Annotated in this window: 18 protein-coding genes; 12 read left to right on the top strand and 6 right to left on the bottom strand. The window is 57.4% G+C overall.

Annotation, left to right across the window (positions count from 1 at the left end; genetic code table 11):
- Positions 1-165 precede the first annotated feature (165 nt).
- Positions 166-1,071, top strand: a complete 906-nt coding sequence (locus HBN79_RS18090) for a LysR substrate-binding domain-containing protein (protein WP_095017945.1) — start codon at positions 166-168, stop codon at positions 1,069-1,071.
- 21 nt (positions 1,072-1,092) lie between these two features.
- Here the strand turns inward: HBN79_RS18090 and HBN79_RS18085 are convergent, their stop codons facing one another.
- Together HBN79_RS18085 and HBN79_RS18080 are read right to left on the bottom strand one after the other, a co-directional pair.
- A complete protein-coding gene (locus tag HBN79_RS18085; protein ID WP_169916979.1) occupies positions 1,093-1,689 on the bottom strand; it encodes a hypothetical protein in 597 nt (198 codons plus the stop codon).
- Between the two features lie 52 nt (positions 1,690-1,741).
- Positions 1,742-2,296, bottom strand: a complete 555-nt coding sequence (locus tag HBN79_RS18080; protein ID WP_095023128.1) for a reprolysin-like metallopeptidase — start codon at positions 2,294-2,296, stop codon at positions 1,742-1,744.
- Between the two features lie 415 nt (positions 2,297-2,711).
- On the opposite strand from HBN79_RS18080, the gene purE reads away from it, so the two are divergent.
- The 4 genes from purE to HBN79_RS18060 all read left to right on the top strand — a co-directional run bounded on the left by purE (position 2,712) and on the right by HBN79_RS18060 (position 5,273).
- Positions 2,712-3,203, top strand: a complete 492-nt coding sequence (gene purE / locus HBN79_RS18075) for a 5-(carboxyamino)imidazole ribonucleotide mutase (protein ID WP_016782937.1) — start codon at positions 2,712-2,714, stop codon at positions 3,201-3,203.
- 11 nt (positions 3,204-3,214) lie between these two features.
- Positions 3,215-4,300: a 5-(carboxyamino)imidazole ribonucleotide synthase gene (locus HBN79_RS18070; protein WP_094999530.1), complete on the top strand. Its 1,086-nt coding sequence runs from the start codon at positions 3,215-3,217 to the stop codon at positions 4,298-4,300.
- Positions 4,301-4,406: 106 nt separating this feature from the next.
- Entirely contained in the window at positions 4,407-4,655 is a 249-nt protein-coding gene (locus HBN79_RS18065; RefSeq protein ID WP_016782939.1) for a GlsB/YeaQ/YmgE family stress response membrane protein, read from the top strand.
- Positions 4,656-4,736: 81 nt separating this feature from the next.
- The gene (locus tag HBN79_RS18060) at positions 4,737-5,273 is read left to right on the top strand and encodes a DUF3299 domain-containing protein (RefSeq protein WP_169916978.1); all 537 of its coding nucleotides are present in this window, start codon (positions 4,737-4,739) and stop codon (positions 5,271-5,273) included.
- 81 nt (positions 5,274-5,354) lie between these two features.
- Here HBN79_RS18060 and HBN79_RS18055 read toward each other — a convergent pair whose 3' ends face one another.
- Positions 5,355-6,254 carry a D-hexose-6-phosphate mutarotase gene (locus HBN79_RS18055; protein ID WP_095017948.1) on the bottom strand — a complete coding sequence of 300 codons (900 nt, stop codon included), beginning with the start codon at positions 6,252-6,254 and terminating at the stop codon, positions 5,355-5,357.
- A 22-nt stretch (positions 6,255-6,276) separates the two neighbouring features.
- Positions 6,277-6,678 carry an acyl-CoA thioesterase gene (locus HBN79_RS18050; RefSeq protein ID WP_003438129.1) on the bottom strand — a complete coding sequence of 134 codons (402 nt, stop codon included), beginning with the start codon at positions 6,676-6,678 and terminating at the stop codon, positions 6,277-6,279.
- A gap of 373 nt (positions 6,679-7,051) precedes the next feature.
- Here HBN79_RS18050 and HBN79_RS18045 point away from each other — a divergent pair, with 373 nt between their 5' ends.
- From HBN79_RS18045 to HBN79_RS18015, 7 genes are all read left to right on the top strand, one after another.
- On the top strand, positions 7,052-8,341 hold the full coding sequence (locus tag HBN79_RS18045) for an MFS transporter (RefSeq protein ID WP_094999527.1): 1,290 nt from the start codon (positions 7,052-7,054) through the stop codon (positions 8,339-8,341).
- Between the two features lie 166 nt (positions 8,342-8,507).
- The gene (locus HBN79_RS18040) at positions 8,508-9,494 is read left to right on the top strand and encodes a phosphate ABC transporter substrate-binding protein PstS (protein ID WP_094999526.1); all 987 of its coding nucleotides are present in this window, start codon (positions 8,508-8,510) and stop codon (positions 9,492-9,494) included.
- Between the two features lie 217 nt (positions 9,495-9,711).
- A complete protein-coding gene (locus HBN79_RS18035) occupies positions 9,712-11,997 on the top strand; it encodes an ABC transporter permease subunit (RefSeq protein WP_169916977.1) in 2,286 nt (761 codons plus the stop codon).
- A 15-nt stretch (positions 11,998-12,012) separates the two neighbouring features.
- Positions 12,013-13,683: a phosphate ABC transporter permease PstA gene (gene pstA / locus HBN79_RS18030; RefSeq protein ID WP_095017950.1), complete on the top strand. Its 1,671-nt coding sequence runs from the start codon at positions 12,013-12,015 to the stop codon at positions 13,681-13,683.
- Positions 13,684-13,837: 154 nt separating this feature from the next.
- A complete protein-coding gene (gene pstB, locus HBN79_RS18025) occupies positions 13,838-14,671 on the top strand; it encodes a phosphate ABC transporter ATP-binding protein PstB (protein WP_094999523.1) in 834 nt (277 codons plus the stop codon).
- 85 nt (positions 14,672-14,756) lie between these two features.
- Complete coding sequence (gene phoU / locus HBN79_RS18020; RefSeq protein ID WP_094999522.1) at positions 14,757-15,518, top strand: phosphate signaling complex protein PhoU; 762 nt, start codon at positions 14,757-14,759, stop codon at positions 15,516-15,518.
- Between the two features lie 77 nt (positions 15,519-15,595).
- The gene (locus HBN79_RS18015) at positions 15,596-16,486 is read left to right on the top strand and encodes a response regulator (RefSeq protein ID WP_095017951.1); all 891 of its coding nucleotides are present in this window, start codon (positions 15,596-15,598) and stop codon (positions 16,484-16,486) included.
- A gap of 69 nt (positions 16,487-16,555) precedes the next feature.
- Here the strand turns inward: HBN79_RS18015 and HBN79_RS18010 are convergent, their stop codons facing one another.
- A complete protein-coding gene (locus HBN79_RS18010; protein ID WP_095017952.1) occupies positions 16,556-17,272 on the bottom strand; it encodes a hypothetical protein in 717 nt (238 codons plus the stop codon).
- Between the two features lie 43 nt (positions 17,273-17,315).
- Positions 17,316-17,891, bottom strand: a complete 576-nt coding sequence (locus HBN79_RS18005) for a hypothetical protein (protein WP_095021419.1) — start codon at positions 17,889-17,891, stop codon at positions 17,316-17,318.
- Positions 17,892-17,920 lie beyond the last annotated feature (29 nt).

The following is a 17,920-nucleotide window of genomic DNA, read 5'->3' as shown; positions in this document are numbered from 1 at the left end:
GATATGAACCCGGTCTGGGCCGGAACGCTGCGAATCCTAGGCCTGCAGACTATTTTGGGCCAATGCCTTTAAACACTAACCTATGCATAAACGGCATAATAGCGACGTGACGCGGCAGGCGCGTCGAGCGTGTGACCCATTTTGGTGCGCGTCCGGGAGGACTCGATGAATCTCGAAAGTAAATGGTTAGAGGACTTCAGTGCCCTGGCTGCTACCCGCAGTTTTTCCCAGGCAGCAGAGCGCCGTTTCGTCACTCAGCCGGCCTTTAGTCGGCGAATTCGCAGCCTTGAAGCGGCGCTTGGGCTGACCTTGGTGAATCGTTCCCGCACCCCGGTGGAGTTGACTGCGGCCGGTCAGCTGTTTTTGGTTACCGCACGTACGGTCGTCGAACAGTTGGGTGAGGTGCTGCGTCATCTTCATCACCTCGAAGGCGGGCAGGGTGAGGTCATGCAAGTGGCTGCCGCTCACTCCCTGGCCCTGGGTTTTTTCCCGCGCTGGATCGCCCAGTTGCGCAATGAAGGGCTGAACATCGCGACACGACTGGTTGCGACTAACGTCGGAGACGCGGTGCATGCTTTGCGCGAAGGTGGCTGCGATTTGATGCTGGCTTTTTACGATCCGGATGCGGCCTTGCAGATGGATCCGGAAATTTTCCCGTCCTTGCACCTGGGTAATACCGAAATGCTGCCGGTATGTGCTGCCGATGCCGACGGCAAGCCGTTGTTCGATCTGGAAGGCGATGTCAGCGTGCCGCTACTGGCCTATAGCGCTGGCGCATTTCTGGGCCGCTCGGTGAATTTGCTGCTGCGCCAGCGCAGCCTGCGCTTTACCACTATTTATGAGACCGCGATGGCCGACAGCCTTAAAAGCATGGCGCTCGAAGGGTTGGGCATCGCCTGGGTGCCGCATTTGAGCGTGCGCGCCGAGCTGGCGCGGGGCGAGCTGGTGGTGTGTGGAGGCCCTCAATGGCATGTGCCGCTGGAGATTCGCCTGTACCGCTGTGCCCTGGTGCGCAAGGCCAACGTACGTTTGTTGTGGCGCAAGCTGGAAAGTGGAACTCAACCGGAGTGAATGGGTTTTTTGTTATGGGTTTTAAGGGGCTTTTTTTAGGTGCTGCTTTATGTTGGCGTAATTTTCACTGCTAAAGCTGAAGATAGAGCAAGCACCCTCCTCGCGGCCCGTTGCCATAAAGGTTGCACAGTGAGAAGGATCATTACGTTCGGGCTCACGATACAAGGCAACATCCTCATGGGTAGCGCCGAGGCAGTGCCCTATTTCATGGGCCACCACCGTTCGTCCAAGTGTCGTGGCGATAGCGATGTTGGCCTCTGGAATAGCCATGCCCTCCACCCCCATTGAGGGCATGAGGAGTCCATCAATCAGGATCAGGTATAAATCGGCAGGTTTTCCGGCCCGCCGATGTTCAGCCATGTATGCAGCAAAGACGGCTTTAATGGCCGTGCTCAGCGCTTCAATAACTGGCTCAATATCCAGACGGTTATCTGAGAAGGACAGGTAGTCAAAATTTGTGATGTCGGGAATATCCCGTAGAAATACAACGTTAACCGAACGGCCAGTCATCTTTGATAGCTGGGGCGTAAAAATATCGAAAAATAAATATTTTAGGTGGCGATCGTTTTTCTGAAGAACAGTGTCATGAACAAATGTATATATATTGATCGGTCGCATTTTTAGCCCTTCATTCAGGTGACGACTGATAAGTCTGTTAGAAACTCCGGTCTTAGGGGGCATCACTTAAGAATGCCCTTATGTTGCCTCTGTTTTCCGGCGTGAAACGGTAACAATTACTTCGAAAAGTTGAAGCGTTGGGAAACATGAACGTTTCACACACGCTTCCCCATGGATTGTGGCCGAGTGCTGCATTGTTGTGGGATGCATTGAAGCTGTGGCCTACTTCATGGGCGATCACTTGATAGTGTTTAAGGCTGGCAATGACGGCGGGTTGTCCGGGGTAAGCGCAGCCCAGGGTGGTTTCGTTGAGCGGGGATTGAGTAACCAGAATGTAGCGTTCGGTTTTACCCCACTTCAACCCCTGTTGGTTTTTGTACCGGATGGCCGCCAACTGCCATCGATGAAGAACATCGTCTATGGACTGACTTTTATAGTTGAAGTCAGTCATGCCCTGCACGTTACGTATGTCCTTGAATATAAAAGATCGTTTTGTAATTGCCGTGATTTCGTCGGTAAACTCTTTGAAGTATGCACGCCCCAATGTGTTGATGGCACGGTGCGGGACATCGTTGTGGATAAAAATATAAAGTGTGATCGGTTGCATGGGAAATATCCTTTTAATAAAGAGCCTGCAATCCTTGCAGGACTGTTTACGTTTTTGCTGTTACCGGTTTGAATTTAAGTGAAGACGTTAATTCCAGGTTTCGCCGTGGCTGGAATTCGTCGAGTTAGGTCGTTTCTATCTCTGTGCAATGTAGGCGTGGCACCTGATGATCAGAGGCCGTAGCCGAGGAGGCGTGTTTTGACCTGAAGGTCAATAAAACCGGGGGATTCAGGATTATCCGATGTGCATGACAGATGGTCGTCAAAGGTGCTTTCAAGGCACATGTTTGGGGTATACTGCGCGGCCTTCGGCTGGCTTGACCGGCCTTAATTCCTATAACAAGCCACGTCGGATCCTCCACGTGGCTTGTTGTTTTTTGACGCGCCTGCGGGCGCCCAAGAGAAGAGGCGCGACGATGAGTGCACTGGTAGGCGTGATCATGGGCTCCAAGTCCGATTGGTCCACCCTCAGCCACACCGCCGATATGCTGGAAAAACTCGGCATTCCTTACGAAGTGAAAGTGGTCTCTGCCCACCGCACTCCGGATCTGCTGTTCCAGTATGCCGAAGAGGCCGAAGGCCGCGGGATCGAGGTCATCATCGCGGGTGCCGGTGGCGCAGCCCACCTGCCAGGCATGTGTGCAGCCAAAACCCATTTGCCAGTGCTCGGTGTACCGGTGCAGTCGGCGATGCTGTCGGGCGTAGACTCGCTGCTGTCGATCGTGCAAATGCCGGCGGGCATCCCGGTTGCAACCCTGGCCATCGGCAAAGCGGGCGCGATCAACGCTGCCCTGTTGTCGGCGAGCATCCTGGGCGCCAAGCATCCGCAGTTCCATACCGTTTTGAAAGCATTCCGTGCTGAACAGACAGACAGCGTGCTGGACAATCCAGACCCGCGCGTAGCCTGAGGTTTCTGACGATGAAAATCGGTGTAATCGGTGGCGGTCAATTGGGCCGCATGCTGGCTCTGGCGGGCACTCCGCTGGGGATGAACTTCGCTTTCCTGGATCCGGCTCCTGATGCCTGTGCCGCCTCGCTGGGTGAACACCTGCGTGCGGACTACAGCGACCCGGACCATTTGCGCCAGTTGGCTGACGAAGTCGACCTGGTGACGTTCGAGTTCGAAAGCGTTCCCGCTGAAACCGTGGCTTTCCTGTCGCAATTCGTCCCGGTATACCCGAGCGCCGAAGCGTTGCGCATTGCCCGCGATCGCTGGTTCGAAAAGAGCATGTTCAAGGATCTGGGCATTCCGACGCCGGCATTTGCCGACATCCAGTCCCAGGCTGATCTGGACGCAGCAGTGGCCACCATTGGCCTGCCTGCCGTGCTCAAGACCCGCACCCTGGGTTATGACGGCAAGGGCCAGAAAGTGCTGCGCACCCCTGCCGATGTCGTGGATACGTTTGCTGAACTGGGCAGTGTGGCGTGCCTGCTGGAAGGGTTTGTGCCGTTCACCGGCGAAGTGTCGCTGATTGCCGTACGCGGCCGTGATGGCGAAACGAAGTTCTACCCATTGGTACACAACACTCACGACAGCGGCATTCTCAAGCTGTCGGTTGCCAGTACCGATCACCCGTTGCAAGCCCTGGCTGAAGACTACTCCAGCCGTGTGCTCAAGCAGCTGGATTACGTTGGGGTGATGGCATTCGAATTCTTTGAAGTCGACGGTGGCCTCAAGGCCAACGAAATCGCCCCGCGTGTCCATAACTCCGGGCATTGGACCACCGAAGGTGCCGAGTGCAGCCAGTTCGAAAACCACTTGCGCGCCATCGCCGGCCTGCCGTTGGGTTCGACAGCCAAAGTGGGCGAAAGCGCCATGCTCAACTTCATCGGCAGCGTGCCGCCGGTTGAGAAGGTGATTGCGATTGCTGATTGCCATCTGCATCACTATGGCAAGGCGTTCAAGGTCGGCCGCAAAGTCGGTCACGCCAACCTGCGCTGCGCTGATATGGCGACGTTGCAAGCGCAAATCCTCAAGGTTGAAGCCCTGATCGACGAAGCGTAAATCGCTTTGTACGGAACCATTGGGTTGTCGCTGCTCTCTGATGGCGTGATGCCAAAGTGCTGACTAGGCTTTGGTTGTAACGCCATTTAATTTTGAGGGAGCGTCCATGGGCATCATCGGAACCATTTTTATCGGCTTGATCGTTGGCCTGCTGGCTCGTTTCCTGAAACCGGGTGACGACAGCATGGGCTGGATCATGACCATCCTGCTGGGTATCGGCGGCTCGCTGGCGGCTACCTATGGTGGTCAGGCGATTGGTATCTACAAGGCAGGCGAGGGTGCCGGCTTTATAGGTGCCGTGGTGGGTGCCGTGATCTTGCTGGTGATCTACGGCCTAGTGTCGAAAAAGTCCTGATTAAACGCTTTGGCTCTCTCTGCGCCAGCCGCAGAGAGGGTTAAACTGCGCGCGTTCAATCCTTCTTTTATCGAGCCTTGCATGCGCCGTCTTCTACTGACTTTTCTTTTGCTGGGTTCAGGCCTGGCACATGCGGCAGAGTTGCCCGAAACCGACTGGCTTGAACTGATGCCCAAGTCGGATCAAATAGCCCTTGAGCAAATGCCCGAAATTGACCATGACTCGCCCGAGGCCAATAGTACGTTTACCGACAAGGGTGGTTTGAAGCAGAGCAAGGGCCTGCCCGCGGTGATGTACTCCAGCAAGACAGTGGCCAGCATGAACGGCAAAAATATCCGTTTGGGTGGCTACCCCGTGCCTCTGGAAACAGACGCCAAGGGTCGCAGCACGCTGTTTTTCCTGGTGCCGTACCCGGGCGCCTGCATTCATGTGCCGCCTCCGCCGCCCAATCAGTTGGTGTTGGTGCGCTATCCAAAAGGCTTGAAGCTGGATGACATCTACACGCCGTTGTGGGTGATGGGCTCGCTGAAGGTCGAGAAGGTCAGCAATGACCTGGCCGATGCGGCCTATGCGCTGGATGCGAGCAAGGTGCGGGTAGTGGTTGAGGAAGACTTGTAGGGATCAGACCAATTGTGGGAGCGAGCCTGCTCGCGAAAACACACTTCGCGAGCAGGCTCGCTCCCACAGGTTTTGGTTGTATCAGGTTTTCAGGCGCTCGCTGCCAATACTCACACTCAGCGTATGGCTGGCGCCCGGCTCCAGGGTGATGATGTCATCCATCACATTGGCGGTTTCGATGCACAGCATGCGCTGCCAGCCATCTGCGGCCATATCGCCGAGCGTGGCGGTCTTGTCGATCCAGGGATTCCAGATTACCGCCGAGCGCGAGCCGCGGCTGGTCAGCTCGAGCGTGCGCGACCAGTCCGGGTCGACGATGCTCAACTGCTGCGGGGTATCGAGGTAGATACGATCGGTTTCGCCGCTGAAGGTCAAATCGCCCGCTTGCGCAACACGTTTCCAGTCGTCGAGTGTGTCGATGTAGGTCAGGCCGTCGACTCCTTTGACCTCAACCTTGCGCACGTCGCTGACCGCAAAGTAGCTGTGCAGGGCCTGGCTGATGCTCACCGGGATGCTGCTGCGGTTATGGCTGGTGAGGCTGATATGCAGTTGGCTGTCGAGGCGGATGTTCAGGGTCAGCGCCACGTCGTGGGGCCAGCCGGGCAGGCCGCCTTCGATGTGGGGCAAGCCCAGCGCTATATGCAGCGCCTCACCGGCGTCATCGATCTCCAGCACTTCCCATTCGCGCGTACGTACCAGGCCGTGGGCCGTGGCGGGTTCATCGCTGTGGCGCATGGCCTGCACGCTTTGCGGGTTGAGTGCCAGGTTGCCAAACCAGGGCCAGCACACCGGCACGCCCGTGCGGATGCCATGGCCTTGCTTGAATTGGGCTTTTTCGTTGAGCCAGATGATCGGCGGCTCATCACCTACCTGATAACTGAGAACCTGCGCGCCCTGTTTGGCGACCAGCAGTTGGGCCTGGCCATGCTGGAAGTGCCAGCACTCCAGTTCATCCAGGGTGACTGACTCAATGTGGTGCATGGCAGGTTCTCTATTTATAGGTTTAACGACGTGGCGGAACGGAGCGGGTGCGGCCGCTGCCATCGATGGCGACAAAGACAAAGACCGCTTCGGTCACTTTACGCCATTCGCTGGACAACGGGTCGTCACTCCACACTTCAACCATCATCTGGATCGAGCTGCGGCCGATCTCAAGTGCCTGGGTGTAGAACGACAATTGTGCGCCCACGGCCACGGGTACCAGAAATGCCATACGATCAATAGCGACAGTGGCTACACGGCCACCGGCAACCTTGCTGGCCATTGCGGTACCGGCCAGGTCCATTTGAGAGACCAGCCAGCCGCCAAAAATATCGCCGAAACCATTGGTCTCGCGCGGCAGGGCGGTGATTTGCAAGGCCAGATCGCCTTGCGGAATTGGATCTTCTTGTTCGAGCTCTAGCATGCCTAAGGGCCTCTGACCCGTGATTCATCATAAGTACTGCGGGTGAAAAAGCGTCTTTAGAAAAACGATTCAGCCCGAACATACTACGTTCGTCACGTTCTTCATAAGCCGCACCAAGGGGAAACTCTGCGAAATCGGCTGAAGTGGCCAGCGGACGTTTTCGCACAGCAACCTCAGAAGTTACCAAGTGTTTCTTACAGCATGAGTATATCGGGGGACAGCCTGGCCGACGACCTCCTGATTCTGCTTTTTGGATGCGCTGCACGTCTAGCTCTGTGCTTTTGTAAACAATTTGTTATCTTTCAAAACCTGCCCAGCCCCTGCCGGCGAAGTTGCAGCTTTTTGCCGTGCCTAATAAGAGAAGCAATACCCCATGATCACAGAGCCTTCCAGTGCTGCACCGCCTTCGCGGCCGTTAACCCGTAATGACTATAAAACCTTGTCGCTGTCTGCCTTGGGTGGTGCGCTGGAGTTTTACGATTTCATTATTTTTGTATTTTTTGCCACCGTGGTCGGGAAACTGTTCTTTCCGGCGGACATGCCCGAGTGGCTACGTCTGATGCAAACCTTCGGTATTTTCGCTGCGGGTTATCTGGCGCGTCCTTTGGGCGGCATTGTCATGGCGCACTTTGGTGATTTGCTGGGGCGCAAAAAGATGTTCACGTTGAGCATCTTCATGATGGCTGTACCGACTTTGATCATGGGCTTGCTGCCGACCTATGCGCAGATTGGCATGTGGGCACCGATTCTGTTGCTGCTGATGCGCGTGATCCAGGGCGCGGCCATTGGTGGTGAAGTGCCCGGGGCCTGGGTGTTCGTGGCCGAGCATGTGCCGCCACGGCATGTGGGCTACGCCTGCGGCACCCTGACCTGCGGGTTGACCGCGGGCATCTTGCTGGGTTCCCTGATGGCCACGGCGATCAATACGATCTATACGCCGGCTGAAGTGTCTGACTTTGCCTGGCGGATTCCATTCCTGATGGGCGGCGTGTTCGGCCTGTTCTCGGTGTACCTGCGTCGCTGGTTGCACGAGACACCGGTATTTGCCGAGTTGCAGCTGCGCAAGGCGCTGGCTGCGGAAGTCCCGCTCAAGACCGTGCTGCGCGACCATCGCGGGGCGATTGTGGTCTCGATGCTGCTGACCTGGTTACTGTCTGCCGGGATCATCGTGGTCATTCTGATGACGCCCACGGTGCTGCAAACCATTTATGGTTTTTCAGCGACCACCTCGTTGCAAGCCAATAGCCTGGCGATCGTCTTTTTGAGTTTGGGTTGCATCGCTTCGGGCGCCCTGGCTGACCGCTTTGGTGCGGGCAAGGTGTTTGTGGTGGGTTGCGCCGGGTTGCTGATCACGTCGTGGACCTTCTATCACAGCCTGCTGCAGCATCCGGACTGGCTGTTCCCGCTGTATTCCCTGAGCGGTCTGTTTGTCGGCACCATCGGTGCCGTCCCTTATGTGATGGTTAAAGCTTTTCCGCCAGTGGTGCGTTTCAGTGGCCTGTCGTTTTCCTACAACCTGGCCTACGCCATCTTTGGCGGTCTGACCCCAATGGCCGTGACCCTGTTGCTCAAGGAAAGCCCGATGGGGCCGGCGTATTACGTGGCCATTATCTGCACGATGGGCCTGGTGGTCGGTGCTTATTTGTGGAAAAAGGGCCGCTGAGACATCGCTCAGTGGCCATGACACTTCGCTAGCCTCTCCCCGAAGGCCATCATTTGTAACGAATGATGGCCTTTCATCTAATTGTCACAATCGGTTCATAGAGTAGTCACATGGCCTGCAGATACTGGCCCCCGATTCATCTAACCCCGTTTGCTAGGAGTAAGGCATGAAACTGAAGCGTGTGATGGCGGCCCTGACTTTTGTCGCCGCAGGCGTTGCAACTGCCAATGCGGTTGCCGCTGGTGTTGACCCGGCTATTCAGCCCTACGTGAAGACCACTGGTGTGTCGGGCAACCTGTCCAGCGTTGGTTCCGACACCCTGGCGAACTTGATGACCTTGTGGGCTGAGGCGTACAAAAAAGAATACCCGAACGTAAACATCCAGATTCAAGCTGCCGGTTCTTCGACCGCGCCGCCTGCGATTACTGAAGGCACCGCTAACCTGGGCCCGATGAGCCGCAAAATGAAAGACAACGAACTGGCTGCCTTCGAGCAGAAGTACGGCTACAAGCCTACCGCCATCCCGGTGGCAGTGGATGCCCTGGCCGTGTTCGTGCACAAGGACAACCCGATCAAGCACCTGACCATGGAACAGGTTGATGCGATCTTCTCTTCGACCCGCCTGTGCGGCGCCAAAGCCGACGTTAAAACCTGGGGCGACCTGGGTGTGACCGGCGACCTGGCCAACAAGCCGGTTCAACTGTTCGGTCGTAACTCGGTATCCGGCACTTACGGCTACTTCAAGGAAGAAGCCCTGTGCAAAGGCGACTACAAGCCTAACGTGAACGAACAGCCGGGCTCGGCTTCGGTTGTGCAGTCGATCAGCAGCTCGCTGAACGGCGTCGGTTACTCGGGCATCGGTTACAAAACCGCCAGCGTGAAGACCGTGCCTTTGGCTAAAAAAGGCAGCACCGAGTTTGTCGAAGATACCGAAGAAAACGCACTGAACGGCAAATACCCGCTGTCGCGTTTCCTCTACGTGTACGTGAACAAGGCGCCGAACAAGCCGCTGAACCCGCTGGAAGCCGAGTTCATCAAGCTGGTCCTGTCCAAGCAAGGTCAGGAAGTGGTCGTGAAGGATGGCTATATCCCTCTGCCAGCCAAAGTCGCTGCCAAAGCATTGGCTGACCTGGGCCTGAAAGAAGGCGCATAAGCAGACGCCATGTGGGAGCGGGCTTGCTCGCGATGCAGGCAACTTGGTACATCAGACCTATTGAGTTGACGCCATCGCGAGCGAGCCCGCTCCTGCAGGTTTGCCTCGCAACCGCTTCACCAAATTTTCCATTCCGCTGCCAGCACCGTTGGGCGGCGGATTTTTTGCGTCACTGCTTTGTCATCTTTCTGTCATACAGGACCGCTAGGGTGTGCGCATGAATGATCTGGCCAATTCCCCAATGACTACGACATCCGCTCCCAAGCGCATTGATTTCAATACGCCTGAACTGCAACGCAAGCGCCGTATCCGCGCGTTTAAAGATCACCTGACCCGCTGGTATGTATTTATCGGCGGTCTTGCCGTGCTTGGCGCAATCACTCTGATCTTCTTCTTCCTGGGCTATGTGGTTTATCCACTGTTCCAGGGTGCCGACCTGAACGCCAAACAGGCGATTACGCCGGTGTGGATGCAGGACGCCGGCAAGCCGCTGATGATCTCCATCGAAGAGCAGAATCAGGTCGGTATGCGGGTGTCCGACAAGGGCATGGTGTTGTTCTTCAATGCGAAGAACGGCGAAGAGCTGTCGCGGGTCAACCTGCCGTTGCCGGCCGGCACTCAAGTGACTTCTCTGGGTGAAGACCAGCCGGGTAATCCGATGGCGGTGCTGGGCCTGTCCAACGGTCAGGCGCTGGTGTTCCGTCACAGCTATAAAGTCAGCTACCCGGATGGCAAGAAGACCATCACCCCGGCAATCGAATACCCGTATGGCGAAACGCCAATCGTCCTCGACCCGCAGGGTGGTGCACTGGATCACGTCAACCTCAGCGTCAACGATTCAACGCTGGTGCTGGCCGGTTCCTCGGGCGCGCAACTGAACGTGCTGTCACTGGCCCGCGAAGAAAACATGATGACCGACGAGGTCACCAACACCGAGACCCGTATCGACCTGCCGCAGATGACCGCGAAGGTCAAAGCGCTGTATATCGACCCGCGTCAGCAGTGGTTGTATGTGATCAATGATCGCGCCCAGGCCGATGTCTTCAGCCTGCGCGACAAAAGCCTCAACGGTCGCTACAAGCTGGTGGATGACGCAACCACCGAGATCACCGCCAGCACACAACTGGTGGGCGGTATTTCGCTGATTTTTGGTGATTCCAAGGGTGGCCTGAGCCAGTGGTTCATGGCTCGCGACCCGGATGGCGAGCAGCGCTTCAAGCATATCCGCAGCTTCCAGATGGGCACGTCGCCGATTGTTGAAATCACTGCCGAGCAACGCCGCAAGGGCTTCCTGGCTCTGGACGCGGCCGGCGAGATCGGTGTGTTCCACAGCACCGCGCATCGCACCCTGCTGGTCGAGAAAGTGGCAGAAGGTCCGGGCGTCATGGCGTTGTCGCCGCGTGCCAACCGCATCATCGTGGAAGAGGGCGGCAAGCTGCTGCCACTGACCCTGAAGAACCCGCACCCGGAAGTGTCCTGGAGCGCGCTGTGGAGCAAGGTCTGGTACGAGAACTACGACGAGCCTAAATACGTCTGGCAATCGACAGCCGCCAACACTGACTTCGAACCGAAAATGAGCCTGGCGCCATTGACCTTCGGTACCTTGAAAGCAGCGTTCTACGCGATGTTGCTGGCGGCACCTCTGGCCGTTGCCGCAGCCATCTACACCGCTTACTTCATGGCTCCAAGCCTGCGCCGCAAGGTCAAGCCGGTGATCGAGCTGATGGAGGCGATGCCGACGGTAATCCTCGGTTTCTTCGCCGGTCTGTTCCTGGCGCCGTATGTGGAAGGCCACTTGCCGGGGATTTTCAGCCTGCTGGTGCTGATGCCGATCGGCATTCTGGTGGCGGGCTTCACCTGGAGCCGCCTGCCCGAGTCGATCCGCCTGCGTGTGCCTGACGGTTGGGAAAGCCTGATCCTGATCCCGGTGATTCTGTTTGTATGCGGCCTGTCGCTGTATATGAGCCCGTTCATGGAAGCCTGGTTCTTCGGTGGCGATATGCGCCTGTGGATCTCCCACGACCTGGGCATTACTTACGACCAGCGCAATGCTCTGGTTGTGGGTCTGGCAATGGGCTTCGCGGTGATCCCCAACATCTACTCGATTGCTGAAGATGCCGTGTTCAGTGTGCCTCGCGGTCTGACCCTGGGTTCGCTGGCGCTGGGTGCCACACCGTGGCAAACCATGACCCGCGTGGTCATCCTGACGGCCAGCCCGGGGATCTTCTCGGCACTGATGATCGGTATGGGCCGTGCGGTCGGCGAGACGATGATTGTGTTGATGGCCACCGGTAACACCCCGGTCATGGAAATGAACCTGTTCGAAGGCCTGCGTACCCTGGCGGCGAACGTGGCGGTGGAAATGCCGGAGTCGGAAGTGGGCGGTAGCCATTACCGCGTGCTGTTCCTCTCGGCGCTGGTGCTGCTGTTGTTCACCTTCATCATGAACACTCTTGCCGAACTGATTCGTCAGCGTCTGCGCAAGAAATATTCGTCGCTTTAAGGAAGGTAGAAGTCTGTGAAACAGAACTCCCTCAAAGGCTGGTTCAAGAGCGGCGCTCCAGGCGTCTGGATCAGCGGTGGCGCAGTGTCCATCGCCGTCATCATGACCATCGGCCTGCTCTCGGTGATTGCCGTGCGTGGCTTGGGCCACTTCTGGCCGGCCGACCTGATCCACGCTGAATACAACGTGCCGGGTGATGCCAATCACCTGGTGATCGGCGAAGTGGTGCAAAAGGAAGAAGTGCCCCGCGAGCGCCTGAAAAGTGCGGGCCTGCCGGTGCCTGAACAAGGCCCGGAGTTCATGACCCGGGAGCTGATCAAGGTCGGCAACCGTGACCTGAACGGTAATGATTTTACCTGGGTGGTCGGCGAGTGGTTGACGAACCAGAGCACGCCGCCCGAGTTGATGGCCATTGAGCGTCGCGAGTGGGGCAACTTCTACGGCTACCTGGTTAACGTCAAGGAAAACGGCAAGGTGGTGGCAGAAGGTGCCGCGGCCTGGCCGGAGCTGCAAGCCCGGGTCAAGCGTGTCAATGACCTGGCCGCGCAACTGAGCCAGCTTGAGAAGAAAGACATCGGCGCGATCAACTACGGTCTGGAGCGTATCCGCCTGCACGGTCGCAAGCTGGAGCTGGAAGGCAAGCTGACCCCGCAAGCACAGGCTGACATGGAAACCGAGCGCGCCGAGCTGAATGCCCGCTACAAGGCCATCGAGGACCGCCTGGGCGAGTTGCATGCACAGTTTAACCGTGACAGCCTCACGGCCCGGGATGCCAACGGCAAAGAGCTGGAAATCGGCATCGGCAAGGTGGTCAAGGTGTACCAGCCGAACGCGATGAACAGCTGGCAGAAACTGGCGATGTATTTCAGCAATATCTGGGAATTCCTGAGCCAGGATCCACGTGAAGCCAATACCGAGGGCGGGATCTTCCCGGCTATTTTCGGCACGGTAATGATGACCCTGATCATGGCGGTGATCGTGACGCCGTTTGGCGTACTGGCGGCGGTTTACCTGCGTGAATATGCCAAGCAAAACACCCTGACCCGGATCATCCGTATCGCGGTGAACAACCTGGCAGGCGTACCGGCCATCGTTTACGGCGTATTCGGCCTGGGCTTCTTTGTGTATGTGCTGGGCGGCTCGGTTGACCGCCTGTTCTTCGCAGAAGCATTGCCTGCGCCGACCTTTGGTACACCTGGCCTGATGTGGGCTTCGCTGACCCTGGCGCTGCTGGCCGTGCCGGTAGTGATCGTGGCCACCGAAGAAGGGCTGGCGCGGATTCCGCGTACAGTGCGCGAAGGCTCGCTGGCGCTGGGTGCAACCAAATCGGAAACCCTGTGGAAAATCGTGCTGCCGATGGCCAGCCCGGCCATGATGACCGGCATGATCCTCGCCGTGGCCCGTGCCGCCGGTGAAGTGGCACCGCTGATGCTGGTGGGCGTGGTCAAACTGGCGCCGTCGCTGCCGCTGGACGGCAACTACCCGTACCTGCACCTTGACCAGAAGATCATGCACCTGGGCTTCCATATTTATGACGTCGGCTTCCAGAGCCCGAACGTCGAAGCCGCCCGACCGCTGGTATACGCCACGGCGCTGCTGCTGGTGCTGGTGATCGCGACCCTGAACCTGTCCGCCGTGTGGATTCGTAACCACCTGCGCGAGAAGTACAAGGCGCTGGATAGCTGATAGACACATGACCTGTGGGAGCGGGCTTGCCCGCGATGGTATCGGTAAGGTTTCAGCGTGAAACCGAGGTGCCTGAATCGCGAGCAAACCCGCTCTCCAGAAGAAACCCGGTTACTGAAAAACCGAAACGAATTTTTAGCGTATGGAGCAACCCATGCAGCATGAATCCTCAACCCACGGCATCAACATGTCCGCCTTGGGTCGCACCAAACAAAGCTTGAACCTGGCAAACGAAGAAGTCGCTATTGAAGTCCCGGGCCTGAATCTTTACTACGGTGAAAAACAGGCTCTATACGACGTCAGCCTGAATATCCCGAAACAACGGGTCACGGCGTTTATCGGTCCGTCCGGCTGTGGCAAGTCGACGCTGCTGCGTACCTTCAATCGCATGAACGACCTGGTGGACGGTTGCCGCGTAGAAGGCGAGATCAACCTGTACGGCAACAACATCTACCGCAAGGGCGAGGATGTAGCCGAACTGCGTCGCCGCGTCGGCATGGTATTCCAGAAGCCCAATCCGTTCCCCAAAACCATTTACGAGAACGTGGTTTACGGCCTGCGCATCCAGGGCATCAATAAAAAGCGTGTGCTCGATGAAGCCGTCGAATGGGCCCTCAAGGGCGCGGCGTTGTGGGACGAAGTCAAAGACCGCCTGCACGACTCGGCACTGGGTTTGTCCGGTGGCCAACAACAGCGTCTGGTGATTGCCCGTACCATCGCGGTAGAGCCCGAAGTGTTGCTGCTCGATGAGCCATGCTCGGCACTCGACCCGATCTCGACGTTGAAAGTCGAAGAACTGATCTACGAGCTCAAGTCCAAGTTCACCATCGTGATCGTAACCCACAACATGCAACAGGCAGCCCGTGTCTCGGATTACACGGCGTTCATGTACATGGGCAAGATGGTTGAATATGGTGACACTGACACGCTGTTCACCAACCCGGCCAAAAAGCAGACCGAAGACTACATTACCGGGCGCTATGGCTAGTTTGAGCGGCATTGCCCGTTCTATGTCACGATAATTCGGCTGGCCGCTAACCGCGTGCAGCTCACAGCTTTTGCGGAGCAGAACCATGATTTCAAAGGATGGCCTCACCCATCACATTTCCGCGCAGTTCAACGCGGAACTCGAAGACGTGCGCAGCCACCTGCTGGCGATGGGCGGCCTGGTCGAGAAGCAGGTCAACGATGCGGTGACCGCACTGATCGAGGCCGACTCGGGCCTGGCGCAACAGGTGCGTGAGATCGATGAACAGATCAACCAGATGGAGCGCAATATCGACGAGGAGTGCCTGCGTATTCTGGCCCGTCGTCAGCCTGCGGCGTCTGACTTGCGATTGATCATCAGCATTTCCAAGTCGGTGATCGACCTGGAACGCATTGGTGACGAAGCGACCAAGATCGCCCGTCGGGCCATTCAGTTGTGCGAAGAAGGTGAGGCGCCGCGCGGATACGTTGAAGTGCGCCATATCGGTGACCAGGTGCGCAATATGGTGCGTGATGCACTGGATGCGTTTGCCCGCTTTGACGCCGATCTTGCCCTGTCTGTGGCGCAGTACGACAAAATCATCGACCGTGAGTACAAGACCGCGCTGCGTGAGCTGGCCACTTACATGATGGAAGATCCGCGTTCGATCACGCGTGTGTTGAGCATCATCTGGGTGCTGCGCTCACTGGAACGTATCGGCGACCACGCCCGCAATATCTCGGAGCTGGTGATTTATCTGGTACGCGGTACAGACGTGCGGCACATGGGTCTCAAGCGCATGCGCGAAGAAGTTCAGGGCACGGGTGCCGATAACGCTAATGTTGCGTCGTCGCCTGACGATAAATAAGGCAGCCCGATCTAAAAAACGCCCGGCTCAATGCCGGGCGTTTTGGTTTTCGGGCGTTCATATCCAAGGAGCAGTCGATGAGCAAGGTTAGTGTGCTGGTGGTAGATGACGCGTCGTTTATTCGTGATCTGGTTAAAAATTGCCTGCGTAACTACTTCCCGGGCATCAGGATCGAAGACGCGGTCAACGGCCGCAAAGCCCAGGCCTTGCTGTCCCGTGAAGCCTTCGATCTGGTGCTGTGCGACTGGGAAATGCCGGAGATGTCCGGCCTTGAGCTGTTGACCTGGTGCCGCGAGCAAGACCGTCTGAAAACGCTGCCTTTTATCATGGTCACCAGCCGTGGTGACAAAGAGAACGTGATCCAGGCCATTCAGGCCGGAGTTTCGGATTTCGTCAGCAAACCCTTCACCAATGAGCAGTTACTGTCGAAGGTGAAGAAGGCGTTCACCAAGGCGGGATTGCTGAGCGCCGTGATGGCCAGCATCCCGACGCGGGTTAATTCGGCCTTTGGCAATGATTCGCTGAATGCATTGACCGGTGGCAAGGCGCAGGTCGTGACCCCAACGACGGTGACATCTGCCCCGGTTGCTCCGGCACCACGGCCGGCACCTGTCGCGGCACCGGCGCTGACCAGCCGTGGTCAGGGGCAACTGCGTTTGCCCAGCGGTACCCAAACCTGCGTGATCAAGGCGTTGAGCCTCAAGGAGGCGCTGCTGGTGGTGCGTCGTGGCGAAGTGCTGCCTCAGGTACTGGACAGTGCCGTACTCGACCTTGAGCAGGGCGAGAACGCCGAGGTGGCGCGTTTGAACGGTTATCTGCATGCCATCGTGGCATTCGAGCCAAAACCGGACAGTGCGTGGTTGCAACTGACCTTTCGCTTTGTCGATCAGGACGCCGACAAAATGAACTATCTCTCGCGGCTGATCGCCCACGGCACGGCGCAGAAGCATTTTGTGCCGGGTGCGTGATGACAGGAGCCTGTGTAGCCGCTGCCTGGTTTCTTCAGCAGCGGCTACAGGGCGAATGCAACCCGCCAGCTATCGATCCAGAAATGCCAGCTGATAGGTCTCGCGATCAATCATCACCAGCTGCACATTGTTGATTCGGGTGTTGGCCGGCTTGCCGTTGACGGCCACTGATGTTTCGATCCGGTAGATACCCTGCGGCGCACGCTCATCGAGGGTGATGGTGAAGGTGTTCTCGTAACCGCCACTGCCGCCTTTGGTGTTCGCGATCTTGCTGCCTTCTTTCAACGGCTTGGCCTCGTTGGGCGCAAACAGGCGGATCTCTTCCTTGATTTCGCTGATCGGCTGGGTCGCGCCGTTGATCGCAACAATATTGGAAACCACGGTAATCGGTTGACCCCGTTTGATGGTCATACCGGGCTGGATACTGGTGTCGTAGCTAACCAGTTCTGGCTGGGCCGGTTGTTTCTTGCCCGAGGTTTTATATTGTTGTTCAACTTCTTGAGCGGTTTTGGTCTGTACCGACTTGGCATTGATCGCGAAACAGGCGGCCATGCCGGCAACCCCGCCAATCAATACGCCTGCGCCTTTATCGTTGGCACCGCTCACAGCAGCACCCGCTGCCGCACCTGCTGCAATTGCCAGCCCGCACTTCATCCAGTCGCTGCCACTCCAGTTGGTCGGGTTGATGCTGGCAGAGTCGATATTGGCGCAGCCTTGCAGACCCAGTAGCGAAGCCAGGCCCAAGGCCAGCAAGCGTTTATCCAAAGAGTTGGAGGGCAATTTCATCAGTAACTTCCAAGTAAGAGAGGGGAAAACTCATACACCCTGATTATTCGATCCGGGTTCGATTCAGTGCTTCTTTGAGTTGTTGTTCAGCCTGGCGGATGATGTTGCGCGCCCGACTATTGTTTGGGTCCATACCTAGCACGACCCTGGCCACGGCAATTGCAGACTGGTACTCCCCGGCATTGAGCGCGTTTTGCGCTTGTTGCAGGGAGGCATTAACAGCTTTGGCAGCCTGTTGCTGCTGTTGGTCACGCACCTGGCGATCGGCCGCTTCCTGGCGCTGGCGCTCAAGAGCTTGCTGTTCGCGCAAGGCATCGGCTTGTCGCGCCGCCTCGGCGGCCTGGGCTTTGAGCAGCTGCTGTTTTTGCGCCGCATCCTGCAATTGTTGCTGGCGCGCCTGGGCGGCCTGCGCACGCTGCAGCAGACTCAAGGCGCGAGGGTCATTGCTGTCCTGTTGCAAGGCGAGCCCGGCATTGTCCAGCGCGCAAGCAAAGTCCCTGGTGTCAAAACAGCTCTGACCGGTTTGCAAAAAGCCATCGAGCTTTTGCTGGCTTTGCCCGGCCATCATCTTGATTGCAACGTAGCCGCCCACCACCACTGCCAGAGTTACAACTGCCATTATCAGGGCCGGTTTTCTGTTGGTGGGCG

This window comes from Pseudomonas sp. WS 5051 (assembly GCF_012985715.1).
GTDB classification, from domain to species: domain Bacteria; phylum Pseudomonadota; class Gammaproteobacteria; order Pseudomonadales; family Pseudomonadaceae; genus Aquipseudomonas; species Aquipseudomonas bubulae.
The sequence above is the reverse complement of the archived record's forward strand: the minus strand, read 5'-3'. Positions and strand labels throughout refer to the sequence as shown.

Bases quoted from the DNA above. Each gene is read 5' to 3' on its own strand.
- HBN79_RS18035 (WP_169916977.1), top strand. From the start codon at position 9,712: ATGAATGATCTGGCCAATTCCCCAATGACTACGACATCCGCTCCCAAG.
- HBN79_RS18065 (WP_016782939.1), top strand. From the start codon at position 4,407: ATGGGCATCATCGGAACCATTTTTATCGGCTTGATCGTTGGCCTGCTG.
- HBN79_RS18055 (WP_095017948.1), bottom strand. From the start codon at position 6,254: ATGCACCACATTGAGTCAGTCACCCTGGATGAACTGGAGTGCTGGCAC.
- HBN79_RS18005 (WP_095021419.1), bottom strand. From the start codon at position 17,891: ATGGCAGTTGTAACTCTGGCAGTGGTGGTGGGCGGCTACGTTGCAATC.
- HBN79_RS18085 (WP_169916979.1), bottom strand. From the start codon at position 1,689: ATGCGACCGATCAATATATATACATTTGTTCATGACACTGTTCTTCAG.
- HBN79_RS18090 (WP_095017945.1), top strand. From the start codon at position 166: ATGAATCTCGAAAGTAAATGGTTAGAGGACTTCAGTGCCCTGGCTGCT.
- HBN79_RS18015 (WP_095017951.1), top strand. From the start codon at position 15,596: ATGAGCAAGGTTAGTGTGCTGGTGGTAGATGACGCGTCGTTTATTCGT.
- HBN79_RS18010 (WP_095017952.1), bottom strand. From the start codon at position 17,272: ATGAAATTGCCCTCCAACTCTTTGGATAAACGCTTGCTGGCCTTGGGC.
- phoU (WP_094999522.1), top strand. From the start codon at position 14,757: ATGATTTCAAAGGATGGCCTCACCCATCACATTTCCGCGCAGTTCAAC.
- purE (WP_016782937.1), top strand. From the start codon at position 2,712: ATGAGTGCACTGGTAGGCGTGATCATGGGCTCCAAGTCCGATTGGTCC.
- HBN79_RS18045 (WP_094999527.1), top strand. From the start codon at position 7,052: ATGATCACAGAGCCTTCCAGTGCTGCACCGCCTTCGCGGCCGTTAACC.
- pstB (WP_094999523.1), top strand. From the start codon at position 13,838: ATGCAGCATGAATCCTCAACCCACGGCATCAACATGTCCGCCTTGGGT.
- HBN79_RS18080 (WP_095023128.1), bottom strand. From the start codon at position 2,296: ATGCAACCGATCACACTTTATATTTTTATCCACAACGATGTCCCGCAC.
- HBN79_RS18050 (WP_003438129.1), bottom strand. From the start codon at position 6,678: ATGCTAGAGCTCGAACAAGAAGATCCAATTCCGCAAGGCGATCTGGCC.
- HBN79_RS18040 (WP_094999526.1), top strand. From the start codon at position 8,508: ATGAAACTGAAGCGTGTGATGGCGGCCCTGACTTTTGTCGCCGCAGGC.
- HBN79_RS18060 (WP_169916978.1), top strand. From the start codon at position 4,737: ATGCGCCGTCTTCTACTGACTTTTCTTTTGCTGGGTTCAGGCCTGGCA.
- HBN79_RS18070 (WP_094999530.1), top strand. From the start codon at position 3,215: ATGAAAATCGGTGTAATCGGTGGCGGTCAATTGGGCCGCATGCTGGCT.